Origin of the sequence: Microbacterium sp. LB12, assembly GCF_037150835.1 — a bacterium.
Classification (GTDB): Bacteria; Actinomycetota; Actinomycetes; order Actinomycetales; family Microbacteriaceae; genus Microbacterium.
Genome location: NZ_JBBCPF010000014.1, coordinates 56,063 through 72,571, shown reverse-complemented (window position 1 = coordinate 72,571; position 16,509 = coordinate 56,063). Strand labels below are relative to the sequence as shown.

Below are 16,509 nucleotides of genomic sequence, written 5' to 3'. Positions count from 1 at the left end.
CCCATTCTGGTGCGGTTAGCGTATTAACAGGTGTGACGCAGGAAGGTAGCCCAAGCCAGGCGATGGTTGTCCTGGTGCAAGTGCGTAGGCCGAGTCGTAGGCAAATCCGCGATTCATTGAGGCTGAGGCACGATGCGGATAAAAAGTGGGTGATCCTATGCTGCCAAGAAAAGCATCGACGCGAGGTTCTAGCTGCCCGTACCCCAAACCGACTCAGGTGGTCAGGTAGAGAATACCAAGGAGATCGAGAGAATCGTGGTTAAGGAACTCGGCAAAATGCCCCCGTAACTTCGGGAGAAGGGGGGCCTTCGGCGTATAGGGATTTACTCCCGAAAGCGTTTGGAGGCCGCAGAGACTAGTGGGTAGCGACTGTTTACTAAAAACACAGGTCCGTGCCAAGTCGCAAGACGATGTATACGGACTGACGCCTGCCCGGTGCTGGAAGGTTAAGAGGACCGGTTAGCCGCAAGGCGAAGCTGAGAATTTAAGCCCCAGTAAACGGCGGTGGTAACTATAACCATCCTAAGGTAGCGAAATTCCTTGTCGGGTAAGTTCCGACCTGCACGAATGGCGTAACGACTTCCCAACTGTCTCAACCGCGAACTCGGCGAAATTGCATTACGAGTAAAGATGCTCGTTACGCGCAGCAGGACGGAAAGACCCCGTGACCTTTACTACAGCTTGGTATTGGTGTTCGGTGTGGCTTGTGTAGGATAGGTGGGAGACTTTGAAGCATGGACGCCAGTTCGTGTGGAGTCATTGTTGAAATACCACTCTGGTCACTCTGGATATCTAACTTCGAACCGTAATCCGGTTCAGGGACAGTGCCTGGTGGGTAGTTTAACTGGGGCGGTTGCCTCCCAAAAAGTAACGGAGGCGCCCAAAGGTTCCCTCAACCTGGTTGGCAATCAGGTGTCGAGTGTAAGTGCACAAGGGAGCTTGACTGTGAGACTGACAGGTCGAGCAGGGACGAAAGTCGGGACTAGTGATCCGGCAGTGGCTTGTGGAAGCGCTGTCGCTCAACGGATAAAAGGTACCTCGGGGATAACAGGCTGATCTTGCCCAAGAGTCCATATCGACGGCATGGTTTGGCACCTCGATGTCGGCTCGTCGCATCCTGGGGCTGGAGTAGGTCCCAAGGGTTGGGCTGTTCGCCCATTAAAGCGGTACGCGAGCTGGGTTTAGAACGTCGTGAGACAGTTCGGTCCCTATCCGCTGCGCGCGTAGGAAATTTGAGAGGATCTGACCCTAGTACGAGAGGACCGGGTTGGACGAACCTCTGGTGTGTCAGTTGTTCCGCCAGGAGCACCGCTGATTAGCTACGTTCGGGATGGATAACCGCTGAAAGCATCTAAGCGGGAAGCCGGCCTCAAGATGAGATTTCCATACCTTCGGGTGAGAGGCTCCCAGCCAGACTACTGGGTTGATAGGCCAGATGTGGAAGTGCAGTAATGCATGCAGCTGACTGGTACTAATAAGCCGATGACTTGATAACACACCGTTTGTTGGTGCTACGCGTCCACTGAGTGGTTCTCGATGTACGGTCGAGAACCGCATGACAATGACTTTGTTATGTGTTTGATTGAAACATCAATAGTGTTTCGGCGGCCATAGCGTGAGGGAAACGCCCGGTTACATTCCGAACCCGGAAGCTAAGCCTCACAGCGCCGATGGTACTGCAGGGGGGACCCTGTGGGAGAGTAGGACACCGCCGGACTCCTTTTAGTCAAAATGGCCACCCAGAGCTGGGTGGCCATTTTGCGTTTACAGACCAATACAACAGGGAGCATCATGCCGGAAGAGGAACAGCGCCGTCCGCGTCGCAATGACGATAGTGGATCGCGTGGAAGCCGCGCTTCTGGCGGACGCTCCGATCGCGGCAGCGATGGTTCTGCCCCCCGTCGTGACGGTAACAGCGGCTACAACTGTGGCTCCGCACCGCGTCGTGATGGCGAACGCGCGGGCTACAACCGTGAAGGTGGTGCCCCGCGTCGTAGTGGCGGCTCCGGTTACAACCGTGACTCTGCGCCTCGTCGCGATGGTGGTGGGTACAACCGCGATGGTGGTGCCCCGCGTCGCGAAGGCGAGCGCTCCGGCTACAACCGTGATGGTGGCCAGCGTCGTGAAGGCGGTGGCTACAACCGTGATGGTGGCCAGCGTCGTGAAGGCGGCAGCGGGTACAACCGTGATTCCGCACCTCGTCGCGAGAGTGGTGGCTACAACCGTGATTCTGCGCCTCGTCGCGATGGTGGTGGGTACAACCGCGATGGTGGTGCCCCGCGTCGCGAAGGCGAGCGCTCCGGCTACAACCGCGACGGTGGCCAGCGTCGTGATGGCGAGCGCTCCGGGTACAACCGTGAGTCTGCGCCCCGTCGTGAGGGTGGTGGGTACAACCGTGATTCCGCGCCCCGTCGTGAGGGTGGTGGGTACAACCGTGACTCTGCGCCTCGTCGTGACGGTGGTGGCTACAAGCGCGATGGTGCCCCGCGTCGTGATGGCGAACGTTCGGGCTACAACCGCGATTCCGCGCCCCGTCGCGACGGCGGTGGCTACAACCGTGATTCCGCTCCCCGTCGCGATGGCGGTGACCGCGACCGCTCGCGTTCGTACCCGCAGCGCGGGGGAGCGGGGCGGGAGCGTCCGGCGCAGGCAGCCAACGAGCGTGAGCGGTTTGATGAGCCGCAGATCCCGGACGACGTCACTGCTCGCGATCTGAACGGCGCCGCACGGAACGAGCTCAAGACGCTGAGCAAGGAGAACGCCGAGCACGTGGCGCGCCACCTGGCGATGGCCTCGCGACTCATCGACGAGGATCCTGCTCTCGCGCACGAACACGCTCTCGCGGCATCTCGGCGCGCAGGGCGAATCGCGATCGTCCGCGAGACCCTCGGCATCACTGCTTACGCGACCGCGGACTTCGCGCTCGCACTGCGCGAGCTGCGCACCTACCGTCGCATCTCCGGCAAGGACGATCAGATCGCTCTGATGGTCGACAGTGAGCGCGGTATCGGACGCTCCGACCGTGCCCTTGAGACCGGCCGAGCGGTGGATCGTTCGGCGCTCGAGACGCCCGTCCGGGTGGCGCTCGCGATCGCCATGTCGGGAGCACGGTTGGATCAGGGAGACCTGGAACTCGCGCTCGGTGAGCTCGAGATCCCCGAGCTCGATCCTGACCGCGCATTCGAATGGAGTCCTGCATTGTTCTCCGCTCGCGCCGCTGTTCTCGAGGACCTCGGGCGCACCGAGGAAGCAGCGTTCTGGGCGCACCGCGCCGAGGTCGCTGCTGAGGCTCTCGGTATCGACGAAGCCGGCGATGAGGAGATCTTCATCGAAGACAGCATGATCGAGGGCGAGTTCCTCGACGATGACGATGAGGCGGAGTCCACTGAGGCGGAGCCGAGGGTCGAGGCCGAGCCGACGGTCGAGGCCGAGCCGAGGGTCGAGGCCGAGCCGTCCGTCGAGGACGAGGTGCGCGAGCTCCTGGGCGAGGACGATGCTGACGAAGAGGCTCGGCCCGACGAAGAAGACCCGGAGGCGTAGTGGCGCTGTTCTCTCGGAAGCGCGCCGCGCGCACGCCGCTCGACGGCGTCGACACGGTGCTCGCCGATCTCGATGGTGTCGTGTACGCGGGCCCGGGCGCGTTGCCGTATGCGGTGGACAGTCTCAACCAGGCCGCGCTCTCTGCGCGGCTCGGGTACATCACGAACAATGCGGCGCGGACGGATGCCTCGGTCGCGGAGCACCTGACCAGCCTCGGCCTGCGCGTCGACGCCTCTGATGTGGTCACGAGTCCTCAGGCTGCGATGCGGCTCATGGCGCAGATCGTTCCCGCGCCGGCGACGATCCTCGTGATCGGCGGCGATGGCCTGGTCGATGAGGTGCAGAAGGCCGGTTACACGGTGACGCGCAGCGCCGAAGACGCTCCGAGTGCCGTCGTGCAGGGCTTCGCTCCCGAAGTCGCCTGGACGGATCTGGCTGAGGCAGCATTCGCGCTCAAGCTTCCGGAGGACGAAGGCGGCATCCCCTGGATCGCCACCAACACGGACTGGACGATCCCGCGCGAACGCGGTGTCGCGCCCGGGAACGGCACTCTCGTCTCGGCTGTGCACACCGCTGTCGGCAGGCTTGCGACGGTCGCGGGCAAGCCGGAGGCGCCGATCTTCGAAGAGGCACTCGCGCGATTCGGCGCGAAGAAGGCCCTCTTCATCGGTGACCGCCTTGACACCGACATCATGGGTGCGAGCAAGGTCGGCATCGACTCGGTCATCGTGCTCACCGGCATCGACCGCCCGAAGCATGTGCTGGCAGCGCCGGAGGGCTCGCGTCCGACCTACATCCTCGGCGACCTTCGGGAGCTGCACCAGCCGTATCCGGAGGTGACCGAGCGCGATGGCGTGTTCGAGGTTGACGGCGCGGCTGTGCGCGTCTCGGGCGCGGACGTCGAGATCGTCGCGGAGTCCGGGAAGCAGATCGATCTGCTGCGCGCTGGTGCCGCCGCGATCTGGGCGTCCGGCACCCCGGTGTTCGTGCTGCGCGTCCCGGAACGCCTCTACGACGATCCCTTCCACAAGCCGTAAGCGCGACCGCAGCGTTCGCGTGGCTCCGACTCGCGTCGGAGGGGCCGCGTACAGTAGAAGCGTGAGCGAAGAGACGGCGAATGCCCCGACCGACGGCCTGTGGAGCCGCCTGCGCCTGATCGAAGGACAGCCTCTCCCCGCACGCGCCGACGCCTACACGGCGCTTCATGACGAGCTCTCGCGGCGCCTCGAGAGCGGTGCGAAGCTCGACCAGCGGGAGACCTCGGGATCCCGATGACGCGACTCGACGCCGCCCTCGCCGCGCGAGGACTCGCCCGGTCGCGCAGTCATGCGGCCACGCTCATCGCCGAAGGGCTCGTGAGCATCGACGGACGGCCCGTGGTGAAGGCGTCCACGGCGGTCGACGATGCGTCGGAGATCACGATCGCGGGCGCGGACCACTACGTCGGACGGGCAGCCCACAAACTCATCGCCGGTCTTGACGGATTCGACATCCCTGTCGCAGGTCGCCTCGCCCTCGACATGGGCGCTTCCACCGGCGGGTTCACCCAGGTGCTGCGCGAACGCGGGGCACGCAAGGTGCTCGCCGTCGACGTGGGACACGGACAGCTCGCGCCGGCGATCGCCGCCGACCCGGGCGTGATCGCCGTCGAGGGCTACAACGTGCGCCACATGACGCCGGAGAACCTCACCGAAGCGACGGGAGTGACGGCTGCCCCCGACCTGATCGTCGGCGACCTGTCGTTCATCTCACTCGAGCTCGTGCTTCCGGCGGTCGCCGCGATCGGCGCTCCGGGCGCCGACGTCGTGCTGCTCGTGAAACCGCAGTTCGAGGTCGGACGCACGGCCGTGCGCGGCGGGCTCGTGACCGATCCCGCGACGCGCGCCGATGCCGTCGCCCGCACGGTGTGGAGTGCGTGGGACGTCGGGCTCGGGATGCTCGGCATCCTCTCCTCCCCGATTCTCGGGACGCACGGAAACGCAGAGTATCTGGTGCATCTCGCGCCAGGACGCGGCAGCAATCCGACAGAATGGCTGGACAGCATCAACCGACTGGCAGGAGGACGATGAACGAGCGCAGGATCCTGGTCGTCGCCCACGCCGGCCGTGTCGACACCGTCGAAGCAGCCCGTCGCGTGACCGACGCATTGCGCAGCGCCGGAGCCCGACCCGTGCTGGCCGCCGATGATCACGCCGCGCTCTCCGAGGTCGACGGCTTCTTCGCCGACGTGGACGTGCTCGGCGGCTCGGTCGACCCGGCATCCCTCGAACTCGCGATCGTGCTGGGAGGCGACGGGACCATCCTGCGTGCCGCGGAACTCGTGCGCGACAGCGGTGCGCCGGTGCTCGGCATCAACATGGGCCACGTCGGCTTCCTGGCCGAGATCGATCGAGACGACATGGACGACGCGGTGCACCGCGTGATCGACCGCGACTACGAGGTCGAGGAGCGGCTTGCGCTGTCCGTGCGGGTGAAGGACGCTGCGGGAAGCGTCGTGTACGAGACCTGGGCGCTCAACGAGGCCACGGTCGAGAAAGCCAGCCGGGAGCGCATGATCGAGGTCGTCCTCGAGATCGACGGCCGCCCGCTGTCGAGCTTCGGCTGCGACGGCATGGTGGTCTCGACCCCCACCGGCTCGACCGCGTACAACTTCTCGGCCGGAGGGCCGGTCATCTGGCCGAGTGTCGAAGCGATCGCCGTGGTGCCGTTGTCGGCACATGCCCTTTTCGCCAAGCCGCTCGTGGTCAGCCCTGACGCCTCCGTCGCGATCGAGATGCTGGAACGCACCGACGGCTCCGGCATCCTCTGGTGCGACGGACGCCGCTCCCACGATCTCCCGCCCGGGGCGCGTGTCGTGGTGCGTCGATCCTCCCGCCCCGTGCGGTTGGCGCGACTGCACCCGACCGCGTTCACCGACCGTCTCGTACGCAAGTTCCAGCTGCCCGTCGAGGGGTGGCGCGGGCAGGAACCGGGGAAGACTTCATGATCGAGGAGATGCGCATGCAGGGCCTCGGCGTCATCGCCGACGCCGTACTACCGCTGGGCCCGGGGTTCACCGCGATCACCGGCGAGACCGGTGCGGGCAAGACGATGGTGGTCACCGGGCTCGGACTGCTGCTGGGTGCGCGCGCCGATTCCGGTGCCGTGCGTGCCGGTGCCGCCCAAGCGTCCGTGGCCGGCGTGTGGATCGTCCCCGAGGCCGGAGGCGTCGCGGAGATCGTCGCGGACGCCGGTGGTGAACTCGAACCCGCCGGGAACGGCAGCGCAGAGCTTTACGTGTCGCGCACGCTCAGCGCAGAGGGACGCAGCCGTGCGAGCGTCGGAGGTCGCGCCTCACCCGCGGGAGTGCTCTCGTCGCTCGCGGAAGAGCTCGTCGTCGTGCACGGCCAGTCCGAGCAGCTGCGCCTGCGGTCGTCCGCGGCCCAGCGCGATGCGCTCGACCGCTTCGGGGGTGCCCCGATCGCGGCCGCACTCGAGACGTACGCCGTGGCGTTCGCCCGCTGGCGGAGTCTCGATGCGGAGATCACCGAGATCACCGAGAACCGCGACCGGCGGGCCGAGGAAGCCTCGCGTCTGCGTGAGGCGCTCGCCCTGATCGAGGCGACGGCTCCCGAGCCGGGGGAGGACGATGACCTCGCCCAGCGCGCCGAGCGTCTCGCGAACGCCGAGGAGCTGCGCCTGGCCGCCTCCCTCGCCCACGGCGCCCTCTCGAACGAGGAGGGCGAACCCGACGCCTCAGCGCTCGTCGCGGAGGCGCGCCGCGTGCTCGAACGTGCCTCGGATACGAAGCTGACCGAGATCGGTGAGAGCCTGGCCGACATCGGCTACCGCATCGCCGACACCGCCGGGCTGCTCTCGGCCTACCTCGCCGACCTCGACGAATCGGGCCCGCATGAGCTCGCCGCGGTGGAAGAGCGTCGCGCCGCACTGGGAACCCTGATCCGCGCGCACGGCTCACTCGACGAGGCGTTGGCGCTCTGGCAGACCGGATCGGCGCGACTGGCCGAACTCGACGACGACGGTGACCGCATCGATCGACTGATCGCCGAACGAGACGCCGCGCGCGACGAGCTCGATGCGCAGGCCCGCGCGCTGACGGTCGCGCGCACCGACGCGGCGGTTCGCCTCGGCGCCGCGGTGACCGAAGAGCTGCACGCCCTCGCGATGCCCGACGCACGGCTGGAGGTCGCGGTCACCGAAGGGACCGAGAGCACGCACGGCCGTGACGATGTCGCCATCCTGCTCGCGCCGCACCCCGGAGCAGAGCCGCGCTCGGTCTCGAAGGGTGCGTCGGGTGGCGAGCTGTCGCGCGTCATGCTGGCGATCGAGGTCGTCATCGCCGCGACCGATCCCGTGCCCACGTTCGTGTTCGACGAGGTCGACGCCGGGATCGGCGGTGCCGCGGCCATCGAGGTCGGGCGACGACTCGCCCGGCTTGCAGAGAAGTCGCAGGTCATCGCGGTCACGCATCTCGCGCAGGTCGCCGCATTCGCGAGCAACCATCTGACGGTGGTGAAAGCCCACGACGGCGCGGTCACCGCCTCCAGCGTGCGGCGTCTGGAGGGCGAGGAGCGCGAGGCCGAGATGGCCCGCCTGCTGTCCGGACTCGCCGATTCCGACGCCGCGCTGACCCACGCGCGCGAACTTCTCAGCCTCCGCGTCCCCACCGCCTGATAGGATCGAAGCCCGTGATGAACTCTTCTTCTGCGGGACCCAAGAACGACACGACCAAGCACATCTTCGTGACTGGTGGTGTCGTTTCGTCTTTGGGCAAGGGGCTGACGGCGGCAAGCCTCGGCAACCTCCTCACCGCTCGCGGTCTGCGGGTCGTCATGCAGAAGCTCGACCCTTATCTGAACGTCGATCCCGGCACGATGAACCCGTTCCAGCACGGTGAGGTCTTCGTCACGGACGACGGCGCCGAGACCGACCTCGACATCGGGCACTACGAGCGCTTCCTCGACATCAACCTGTCCGAGGCCGCCAACGTCACCACCGGCCAGATCTACTCGCAGGTGATCGCGCGCGAGCGTCGCGGCGAGTACCTCGGCGACACGGTGCAGGTCATCCCGCACATCACCGACGAGATCAAGCGCCGGATGCGCCTGCAGGCGACCGAGGACCCGCGCCCCGACGTCATCATCACCGAGGTCGGCGGCACGGTCGGCGACATCGAGTCGCAGCCGTTCCTGGAGTCCGCGCGTCAGCTGCGCCACGAGCTCGGACGCGACAGCGTGTTCTTCGTGCACGTCTCACTGGTCCCGTTCATGGGGGCGTCCGGCGAGCAGAAGACCAAGCCGACGCAGCACTCCGTCGCCGCGCTGCGCCAGGTGGGTATCCAGCCCGATGCGCTGGTGCTGCGCAGCGACCGCCCGGTGAGCGAGAGCAACCGGAACAAGATCGCCCTGATGTGCGACGTCGACGTCGAAGGCGTCATCAACACGGTCGACCTGCCGAGCATCTACGACATCCCCTCCACGCTCAACGAGCAGGGGCTCGACTCGTACATCGTGCGTCGCCTCGGGCTGGACCAGAAGGCGGCCGATGTCGACTGGACCCGCTGGAACAAGGTGCTGCACGCGGTGCACAACCCCAAGCACGAGGTCACGATCGGCCTGGTCGGCAAGTACATCGACCTGCCGGACGCCTACCTGTCGGTGACCGAGGCGCTCAAGGCCGGCGGTTTCGCCCAGGAGACCAAGGTCAACATCCGCTGGATCCCGTCCGACCTGTGCGAGACGCCGGAAGGTGCCAAGCAGCAGCTGGCCGCGCTCGACGGGATCTGCGTGCCCGGCGGCTTCGGCATCCGCGGCATCGAGGGCAAGCTCGGCGCGCTGAAGTTCGCGCGCGAGCAGGGCATCCCGACGCTCGGGCTGTGCCTCGGCCTGCAGTGCATGGTCATCGAGTACGCCCGGGACGTGGCCGGCATCGTCGGTGCCTCGTCGAGCGAGTTCGACCCGGCGACCGCCGAGCCCGTGATCGCGACGATGGCGGAGCAGGTCGACATCCTCGACGGCGGCGACCTCGGCGGCACGATGCGTCTCGGCCTCTACCAGGCGGCCCTTGCCGAGGGCTCGCTCGCCCGCGAGCTGTACGGCGCCCCCGAGGCGTCGGAGCGGCACCGTCACCGCTACGAGGTCAACAACGCGTACCGCGACCGCCTGTCCGAGGCGGGTCTCGTGTTCTCCGGCCTCAACCCGGAGCTGGACCTCGTCGAGTACGTGGAGCTCCCGCGCGATGTGCACCCGTACTACATCGCGACCCAGGCGCACCCGGAGCTGCGCTCGCGCCCGACCGACCCGCACCCGCTGTTCCGCGGACTCGTCGGCGCCGCGATCGAACGGCACCGCGCGAGCGAGCTGTTCGACGTCAGCGCCGATGACTGAGACCGCGCAGGACCTCTGGGACGAGCCCTTCGAGCCGGAGGTCCTCCACAGCGACCTCGTGTACGAGGGCAAGGTCTGGGACGTGCGCTCGGATCGTATCCGCTACGGCGACGGTGAGATCGTGCGGCAGTACGTCGACCACACGGGTGCGGTGGCCATCGTCGCGCTCGATGATGCGGGCCGCGTGCTGATCATCCAGCAGTATCGGCACCCGATCCGCCACCGCGACTGGGAGCTGCCCGCCGGGCTCCTCGACGTCGCGGGGGAGGAGCCGCTGGAGGCCGCTCGCCGCGAGCTCGCGGAAGAGGCCGACCTGGTCGCCGCGCACTGGGAGCCGCTGGTCTCCTCGTGGACCACGCCGGGCGGCAACGACGAGATCATCCACATCTTCCTCGCCACCGGCGTGGAGGCAGCGGCCACTGCGCACGACCGCGAAGACGAGGAAGCCGACATCCGGGTCGAGTGGGTGCCGCTGGCGGATGCCGTCGCTGCGGTGCTCGAGGGGCGGATGCGCAACGGCATCTTGGCGATCGGCGTGCTCGCGGCCGCGCAGAGGCTCCGCGACCGGGGCTGACGATGCAGCTCGAGCGCGCCCTCGACGCCTACCTGCGGCATGTGACGGTCGAGCGCGGACTGAGCGCCCACACGATCGCGGCCTACCGGCGCGACCTGGACGGCTACCGGGAGTGGCTGGTCGCCGCGGGGATCGCCGACACCTCGGAGGTGACGGCGGCGGTGATCGACCGGTTCATCGCCGAACGCGCCTCGGCCGAGCCGGCTCCGGCAGCGACGAGCCTCGCACGGCTGCAGTCCTCAGTGCGCGGGTGGCATCGGTTCCTGGCGCGCGAGGGCATCGAGGCGGACGACCCGAGCGGCCGGCTGCGTCCCCCGAAAGCGCCCCGGCGTCTTCCCAAGGCTCTGACGATCGACCAGGTGGAGCGGCTGCTCGCTGCCCCGTCGCCGGACGAGCCGATCGGGATCCGGGATCGCGCGCTGCTGGAGCTGCTGTACGCGACCGGCGCGCGCGTGTCCGAGGCGGTCGGGCTCGACGTCGACGACCTCGCCCACGGCGACGTGCTCCGTCTCCGCGGGAAGGGCTCGAAGGAGCGCATCGTGCCGGTCGGGTCGTATGCGCGCACCGCCGTCGATGCCTATCTCACCCGGGTGCGACCGGGTCTCGCGGCGAAGGGACGCGCGTCGGCGCGGCTCTTCCTCGGCGCCCGCGGTTCGCCCCTGTCGCGTCAGAGCGCCTGGCTCGTGATCCGCGATGCCGCCGAACGCGCGCAGATCACGACGGACGTCTCGCCGCACACGCTGCGGCACTCGTTCGCGACGCACCTGCTGCAGGGCGGCGCGGACGTGCGCGTGGTGCAAGAGCTCCTCGGCCACTCCTCGGTCGCGACCACCCAGATCTACACGCACGTCTCCGTCGACGCGCTCCGTGACATCTACGCGACCTCGCATCCGCGCGCCCGCTGACCTCCCGTGCACGCGCGCACACGCCCGGAGAGCCGTTCCGCCGCGCGCCGAGGCGGCTGGGGAACGGCCCGGCCGCTACAATCGAGCAAGCACAAGGGAGCAGGAGAACGGTGGCTGAGAAAGTGGCGAAGTCCAGGGCGAAGGGCCAGAAGGCCGACGAGACCCCCATGGGACCCACTGGCCGTCCGTATCACGGGTTCGCGATTCCGGAACCGCTGGCCTCGCACGGTCCGGCGCGGATCATCGCGCTGTGCAATCAGAAGGGCGGCGTCGGCAAGACCACGACGTCCATCAACCTGGCCGCAGCTCTCGCCGAGTACGGCCGGAAGGTGCTCGCCGTCGACTTCGACCCGCAGGGTGCGCTGTCGGCCGGCCTCGGCATCCCGACGCACGACGTGCCGACGATCTACGACCTGCTTCTGGACACCAAGCGCGACGCGCACGACGCGATCGTGCACTCGAGCGTCGAGGGCCTCGATGTGATGCCGGCCAACATCGACCTCTCCGCCGCCGAGGTGCACCTCGTGAACGAGGTCGCACGCGAGACGATCCTCGCCCGGGTCCTGCGCCAGGTCGCGGGGGAGTACGACGTCATCCTCATCGACTGCCAGCCGTCGCTCGGCATCCTCACGGTCAACGCGCTGACCGCGGCGCACGGCGTCATCATCCCGCTCGAGTGCGAGTTCTTCGCCCTGCGCGGCGTGGCGCTGCTCATCGAGACCATCGACAAGGTGCGCGACCGGCTCAACCCGTCGATCACGATGGACGGGTTGCTCGCCACGATGTACGACCCGCGCACGCTGCACTCCCGTGAGGTGCTCGAGCGCGTGGTCGAGGCCTTCGGCGACGATGTGCTGGAGACCGTGATCGGGCGCACCGTGAAGTTCCCGGACGCCTCGGTCTCGGGTGTGCCCATCACCGAGTTCGCGCCGGAGCACGCCGCCGCGCAGGCGTATCTGCGGCTGGCGCGGGAGCTGGTCGCCCGTGGCGCCGTCGCCTGACGAAGGACCCGTCGACGCGACGCTCGAGGAGAGCGCAGGCGATTCCGCCTCGGCGGAGAACGCCGGTTTCCGGGTCTCCCTGTCGAACTTCGACGGGCCGTTCGATCTGCTGCTGAATCTCATCTCGAAGCACGAGATGGACATCACCGAGGTGTCGCTGAGCGCCGTCACCAACGAGTTCATCGCCTACCTGAGCGGGCTCGACGACGATGAGGACCTGGAGCAGACCTCCGAGTTCCTGGTCGTGGCCGCGACGCTGCTCGACATGAAGGTCGCCGGGCTCCTGCCGCAGGGTGAGCTGGTGGATGCCGAGGCCGTGGCGCTGCTGGAAGCGCGCGACCTGCTGTTCGCCCGCCTGCTGCAGTACCGCGCTTTCAAGGAGGTGTCCGCCTGGTTCTCCCGCTGCCTGCAGCGCGAGGATCGTCGTCACGTCCGTGCGGTCCGCCTCGACGAGAAGCACCGCAAGCAGACGCCGGAGCTGGTGTGGTCGTTGAGCGCCGACGACTTCGGCGCCCTCGCCCTGCTGGCGTTCGCACCGAAGGAGATCCCGCACGTCGGTCTCGATCATCTGCACGCACCGCTGGTGAGCATCCGCGAGCAGGCCGCGATCGTCGTGACGCTGCTGCGCGGCACCGAGTCGGTGAGCTTCCGCGAGCTGGTCGCCGGCGTGACCGAGCCGGGCATCGTGGTGGCGCGCTTCATCTCGGTGCTGGAGCTGTACCGGCACGCGGCGCTGTCCTTCGAACAACTGGAACCGCTCGGCGAGCTCACGCTCCGCTGGGCCGCCGACTCCTGGTCGGACGAGACACTGGCGACCCTGGGGGCCGACTATGACCGATGACATGACCGAGACCACCGCGGACGTGGAGACCACCGCGGACGTGGAGACCACCGCGGACGTGGAGACCTCGCTGCCCCTCGCCGAGCGGATCGAGGCGATCCTGTTCATCGTGGACGAGCCGATCGGTCTCATCGCGCTGGCCGCTGCGGTCGGCTCGCCCGTTCCCGCCGTGCGGCAGACGCTCGAAGCACTCGTGGAGGACTACGACGGCAACGGCAAGGGGCCGCGTCGCGGGTTCGAGCTGCGCGAGGTCGGCGGTGGATGGCGCCTGTACGTCCGTGAGGACCTCGACGCGCTCGTGGCCGAGTTCGTGGGCGGGCAGGCTCCGGCCCGCCTGTCGCAGGCCGCGCTCGAGACGCTCGCGGTGATCGCGTACAAGCAGCCCGTCACGCGCAGCCAGGTCGCGTCGATCCGTGCCGTGAACGTGGACTCGGTCGTGCGCACGCTCCTCGCCCGCGGCCTGATCACCGAACTGTTCGCCGACTCCGAGACGGGCGCGATCAACTACGGCACCACCGATGCGCTGCTGCAGCATCTGGGCATCAACTCGCTCGACGAGCTGCCCCCGATCTCCCCGTTGCTCGATGACGGTGCAGACGGATTCGACGAAGGGACCATCCGATGACCGACCTGTCTTCTCCGGAGCAGCCGGAGGGCGTGCGCCTGCAGAAGGTGCTCGCCGCTGCGGGGGTGGCGTCGCGCCGTGTCGTGGAGCAGTACATCACCGAAGGCCGCATCCGCGTCAACGGGATCGTCGTCTCCGAACTCGGGCGCCGCATCGACCCGGAGCACGACCTCGTCGATGTGGACGGCACCGCGGTGCAGCTGGATGTCTCGAAGCGCTACGTGATGCTCAACAAGCCCACGGGTGTCGTCAGCAGCATGAAGGATGAGAGCGGACGCCCCGACCTGCGCCGCTTCACCGCCGACTACGAGGAGCGCCTGTACAACGTGGGCCGTCTCGACGCCGAGACGAGCGGTCTGCTGATCCTCACCAACGACGGTGCGCTCGCCCACGTGCTGGCGCACCCCTCGTTCGGGGTGACCAAGGTGTACATCGCCAAGGTCGAGGGCACGGTGCTGCCGCAGACCATCACGAAGCTCACCAAGGGCATCGAACTCGAAGACGGCCCGACCGCCGCCGACAAGGCGCGGCTGCTGGACACCTCCCGCGGGTCGAGCCTGGTAGAGCTCACGCTGCACTCCGGGCGCAACCGCATCGTGCGCCGCATGCTCGCGGCCGTCGGCCACCCGGTCACGGAACTGGTCCGTCGACAGTTCGGCCCGCTCCACCTGGGAACTCTCCCGGCCGGGAAGACGCGGGAACTGAGTAAAATCGAACTCGGCGCGCTCTTGACCCTGTCGCGCCGTGATTCCACTGTCGCCGAGGCGCCAGGCGAGCAGGAGAACGAATGACCGATACGACGAGCGCGCCCGCGGGGCGGAGAGCCGGCATCGTCGCGCCTCGTCTCTCCGGCACCGTCCGCATCGTCGGCGCAGGACTGCTCGGATCGAGCATCGGACACGCACTCCGGGCGAAGGGTGTCGACGTCGTCCTGACCGACGCCTCTCCGGCGCAGCTGCGCCTCGCGGTCGACTACGGCGCGGGTCGCATCGCCGCCGATGGGGATGCCCCGGCGCTCATCGTGGTCGCGGTTCCGCCCGATGTCACCGCCGACGTCATCCAGGCCGAGCTCGCACGATTCCCCGATGCCGTCGTCACCGACGTCGCCAGCGTGAAGCTCGAACCGTTGCGCACGCTGCAGGCGCGCGGCGTCGATCTCGCCCGCTACATCGGCTCGCACCCGCTCGCCGGTCGTGAGCGCGGGGGAGCGATCTCGGCGCGCGCCGACCTGTTCATCGGCCGCCCCTGGGTGGTCTGCCGGGACGAAGACACCAAGGCCGCCGACCTCGCTCTCGTAGAGGCGCTCGCGCTCGAGGTCGGGGCGACCCCCCTGGAGATGACTCCCGAGGAGCACGATCGTTCCGTCGCGCTGACCTCGCATGTTCCCCAGGTCGTCGCCAGCCTGCTCGCGGCGCGTCTCGCGGATGCGGAGGACGGCGCGCTGCGCCTTGCCGGGCAGGGTGTGCGCGATACCACGCGCATCGCGGCATCCGCTCCCGAACTCTGGGTGCAGATCCTCGGCGCGAACGCCGGTCCTGTCGTCGAGATCCTCGATGCTCTCGCCGCCGACCTCGGCGGCATCTCGGACGCGCTGCGCGCACCCGAGGCACCCGGTTCGCGGCGTGCGGTCGCCGAGACGATCCGTCAGGGCAACGACGGCGTCGAACGGCTTCCCGGCAAGCACGGACAGAACCAGCGCTTCGAGTCGCTCATCGTGATGATCGACGACACCGCAGGGCAGCTCGGACGTCTGTTCGGCGACCTCGGTGAGCTCGGCGTGAACGTCGAAGACCTCCGCCTCGAACACTCGCCGGGCGCACAGTTCGGCCTCGCCGAGATCAGCGTCGACCCGGCCGCTCTCCTCGGCGCGATCGCCGGACTCCAGGGCCGTGGATGGCGCATCGCAGGGAACTCCAATGACTGACGCCACCAAGTTCATCGCGATCGACGGGCCGGCCGGCTCCGGCAAGTCCAGCGTGTCGAAAGCCGTCGCCCGCGCGCTCGGCTTCGGGTACCTCGACACCGGATCGGCGTACCGTGCACTCGCCTGGCACGTGCTCGACCGCGGCGCGGACACCGACACTGCCGAAGCCGTGCGGGAGGCCGCTTCCGACTTCCCGGTGCGGTTGGGGCTGGATCCGGACGACCGCACCGTGCTCGTCGGCGATGTCGATGTCACCGAGGCGATCCGGGACCCCCGGGTCTCGGGCGCCGTGAGCGGTGTGGCCCGTGTCCCCGAGGTGCGCGCCCAGGTGAACGAGCTGTTCCGTCGGCTCGTCGCCGAGTCGTCGTATCCCGCCGTCGTGGTCGAGGGTCGTGACATCACCACCGTGGTCGCGCCGGATGCTCCGGTGCGGATCCTGCTCACCGCGGCCCCTGACGTGCGGGCTGCTCGACGTGCCGGTGAACTCGCCGGCGAGAACGCGGCCGCTGTCGCCGCGGCGTTGCACAAGCGCGATGCCTCAGACAGCGCCGTCGTCGACTTCCTGAACGCCGCAGAAGGCGTCGAGGTCGTCGATTCGACGGAACTCGATTTCCCCCAGACCATCGACGCCGTGCTCACGGTGATCGAGCAACTCCGAGGAGCACACCGTGGCTGACGACGAATACGAAGGCGGCCCCGACCAGCTCGCCGAG

Annotated in this window: 16 protein-coding genes and 2 rRNA genes; 17 read left to right on the top strand and 1 reads right to left on the bottom strand. The window is 67.9% G+C overall.

Annotation, left to right across the window (positions count from 1 at the left end; translation table 11 throughout):
* Together WFM69_RS17985 and rrf are read left to right on the top strand one after the other, a co-directional pair.
* Nucleotides 1–1,495 (top strand): 23S ribosomal RNA (locus WFM69_RS17985); the annotation flags it as partial.
* 105 nt (nt 1,496–1,600) lie between these two features.
* Nucleotides 1,601–1,717 (top strand): 5S ribosomal RNA (gene rrf, locus WFM69_RS17980).
* Between the two features lie 47 nt (nt 1,718–1,764).
* On the opposite strand, the gene WFM69_RS17975 is transcribed toward rrf, so the two are convergent.
* Nucleotides 1,765–2,769, bottom strand: a complete 1,005-nt coding sequence (locus WFM69_RS17975) for a hypothetical protein (RefSeq protein WP_337007018.1) — start codon at nt 2,767–2,769, stop codon at nt 1,765–1,767.
* On the opposite strand from WFM69_RS17975, the gene WFM69_RS17970 reads away from it, so the two are divergent.
* From WFM69_RS17970 to cmk, 15 genes are all read left to right on the top strand, one after another.
* On the top strand, nt 2,770–3,540 hold the full coding sequence (locus tag WFM69_RS17970) for a hypothetical protein (protein ID WP_337007016.1): 771 nt from the start codon (nt 2,770–2,772) through the stop codon (nt 3,538–3,540). It abuts the gene before it with no gap.
* The gene (locus WFM69_RS17965; protein ID WP_337007014.1) at nt 3,540–4,577 is read left to right on the top strand and encodes an HAD-IIA family hydrolase; all 1,038 of its coding nucleotides are present in this window, start codon (nt 3,540–3,542) and stop codon (nt 4,575–4,577) included. The genes WFM69_RS17970 and WFM69_RS17965 overlap by 1 nt, the downstream gene beginning before the upstream one ends.
* A 61-nt stretch (nt 4,578–4,638) precedes the next feature.
* On the top strand, nt 4,639–4,815 hold the full coding sequence (locus WFM69_RS17960; protein ID WP_337007012.1) for a hypothetical protein: 177 nt from the start codon (nt 4,639–4,641) through the stop codon (nt 4,813–4,815).
* A complete protein-coding gene (locus tag WFM69_RS17955) occupies nt 4,812–5,609 on the top strand; it encodes a TlyA family RNA methyltransferase (protein ID WP_337007010.1) in 798 nt (265 codons plus the stop codon). Before WFM69_RS17960 ends, WFM69_RS17955 begins: the two co-directional genes overlap by 4 nt.
* A complete protein-coding gene (locus tag WFM69_RS17950; RefSeq protein WP_337007008.1) occupies nt 5,606–6,526 on the top strand; it encodes an NAD kinase in 921 nt (306 codons plus the stop codon). The genes WFM69_RS17955 and WFM69_RS17950 overlap by 4 nt, the downstream gene beginning before the upstream one ends.
* A complete protein-coding gene (recN, locus tag WFM69_RS17945; protein WP_337007006.1) occupies nt 6,523–8,214 on the top strand; it encodes a DNA repair protein RecN in 1,692 nt (563 codons plus the stop codon). The genes WFM69_RS17950 and recN overlap by 4 nt, the downstream gene beginning before the upstream one ends.
* Nucleotides 8,215–8,231: 17 nt before the next feature.
* Nucleotides 8,232–9,926 carry a CTP synthase gene (locus WFM69_RS17940; RefSeq protein ID WP_337007004.1) on the top strand — a complete coding sequence of 565 codons (1,695 nt, stop codon included), beginning with the start codon at nt 8,232–8,234 and terminating at the stop codon, nt 9,924–9,926.
* Nucleotides 9,919–10,500, top strand: a complete 582-nt coding sequence (locus WFM69_RS17935; RefSeq protein WP_337007002.1) for an NUDIX hydrolase — start codon at nt 9,919–9,921, stop codon at nt 10,498–10,500. Before WFM69_RS17940 ends, WFM69_RS17935 begins: the two co-directional genes overlap by 8 nt.
* Before the next feature lie 2 nt (nt 10,501–10,502).
* Nucleotides 10,503–11,405, top strand: coding sequence for a site-specific tyrosine recombinase XerD (gene xerD, locus WFM69_RS17930; protein ID WP_337007000.1), 903 nt, complete (start codon nt 10,503–10,505; stop codon nt 11,403–11,405).
* Nucleotides 11,406–11,572: 167 nt separating this feature from the next.
* Complete coding sequence (locus tag WFM69_RS17925; protein WP_337007022.1) at nt 11,573–12,406, top strand: ParA family protein; 834 nt, start codon at nt 11,573–11,575, stop codon at nt 12,404–12,406.
* Nucleotides 12,390–13,247, top strand: coding sequence for a segregation and condensation protein A (locus WFM69_RS17920; RefSeq protein WP_337006998.1), 858 nt, complete (start codon nt 12,390–12,392; stop codon nt 13,245–13,247). Before WFM69_RS17925 ends, WFM69_RS17920 begins: the two co-directional genes overlap by 17 nt.
* Nucleotides 13,237–13,872 carry an SMC-Scp complex subunit ScpB gene (scpB, locus tag WFM69_RS17915; RefSeq protein ID WP_442928457.1) on the top strand — a complete coding sequence of 212 codons (636 nt, stop codon included), beginning with the start codon at nt 13,237–13,239 and terminating at the stop codon, nt 13,870–13,872. Before WFM69_RS17920 ends, scpB begins: the two co-directional genes overlap by 11 nt.
* Nucleotides 13,869–14,663 carry a pseudouridine synthase gene (locus WFM69_RS17910; RefSeq protein WP_337006994.1) on the top strand — a complete coding sequence of 265 codons (795 nt, stop codon included), beginning with the start codon at nt 13,869–13,871 and terminating at the stop codon, nt 14,661–14,663. Before scpB ends, WFM69_RS17910 begins: the two co-directional genes overlap by 4 nt.
* On the top strand, nt 14,660–15,796 hold the full coding sequence (locus WFM69_RS17905) for a prephenate dehydrogenase (RefSeq protein WP_337006992.1): 1,137 nt from the start codon (nt 14,660–14,662) through the stop codon (nt 15,794–15,796). The genes WFM69_RS17910 and WFM69_RS17905 overlap by 4 nt, the downstream gene beginning before the upstream one ends.
* Nucleotides 15,789–16,472: a (d)CMP kinase gene (cmk, locus tag WFM69_RS17900; protein WP_337006990.1), complete on the top strand. Its 684-nt coding sequence runs from the start codon at nt 15,789–15,791 to the stop codon at nt 16,470–16,472. The genes WFM69_RS17905 and cmk overlap by 8 nt, the downstream gene beginning before the upstream one ends.
* The last annotated feature ends 37 nt before the right edge of the window (nt 16,473–16,509 follow it).

Bases quoted from the DNA above. Each gene is read 5' to 3' on its own strand.
- WFM69_RS17910 (WP_337006994.1), top strand. From the start codon at position 13,869: ATGACCGACCTGTCTTCTCCGGAGCAGCCGGAGGGCGTGCGCCTGCAG.
- scpB (WP_442928457.1), top strand. From the start codon at position 13,237: ATGACCGATGACATGACCGAGACCACCGCGGACGTGGAGACCACCGCG.
- WFM69_RS17940 (WP_337007004.1), top strand. From the start codon at position 8,232: ATGAACTCTTCTTCTGCGGGACCCAAGAACGACACGACCAAGCACATC.
- WFM69_RS17925 (WP_337007022.1), top strand. From the start codon at position 11,573: ATGGGACCCACTGGCCGTCCGTATCACGGGTTCGCGATTCCGGAACCG.
- WFM69_RS17955 (WP_337007010.1), top strand. From the start codon at position 4,812: ATGACGCGACTCGACGCCGCCCTCGCCGCGCGAGGACTCGCCCGGTCG.
- WFM69_RS17935 (WP_337007002.1), top strand. From the start codon at position 9,919: ATGACTGAGACCGCGCAGGACCTCTGGGACGAGCCCTTCGAGCCGGAG.
- cmk (WP_337006990.1), top strand. From the start codon at position 15,789: ATGACTGACGCCACCAAGTTCATCGCGATCGACGGGCCGGCCGGCTCC.
- xerD (WP_337007000.1), top strand. From the start codon at position 10,503: ATGCAGCTCGAGCGCGCCCTCGACGCCTACCTGCGGCATGTGACGGTC.
- WFM69_RS17950 (WP_337007008.1), top strand. From the start codon at position 5,606: ATGAACGAGCGCAGGATCCTGGTCGTCGCCCACGCCGGCCGTGTCGAC.
- recN (WP_337007006.1), top strand. From the start codon at position 6,523: ATGATCGAGGAGATGCGCATGCAGGGCCTCGGCGTCATCGCCGACGCC.
- WFM69_RS17905 (WP_337006992.1), top strand. From the start codon at position 14,660: ATGACCGATACGACGAGCGCGCCCGCGGGGCGGAGAGCCGGCATCGTC.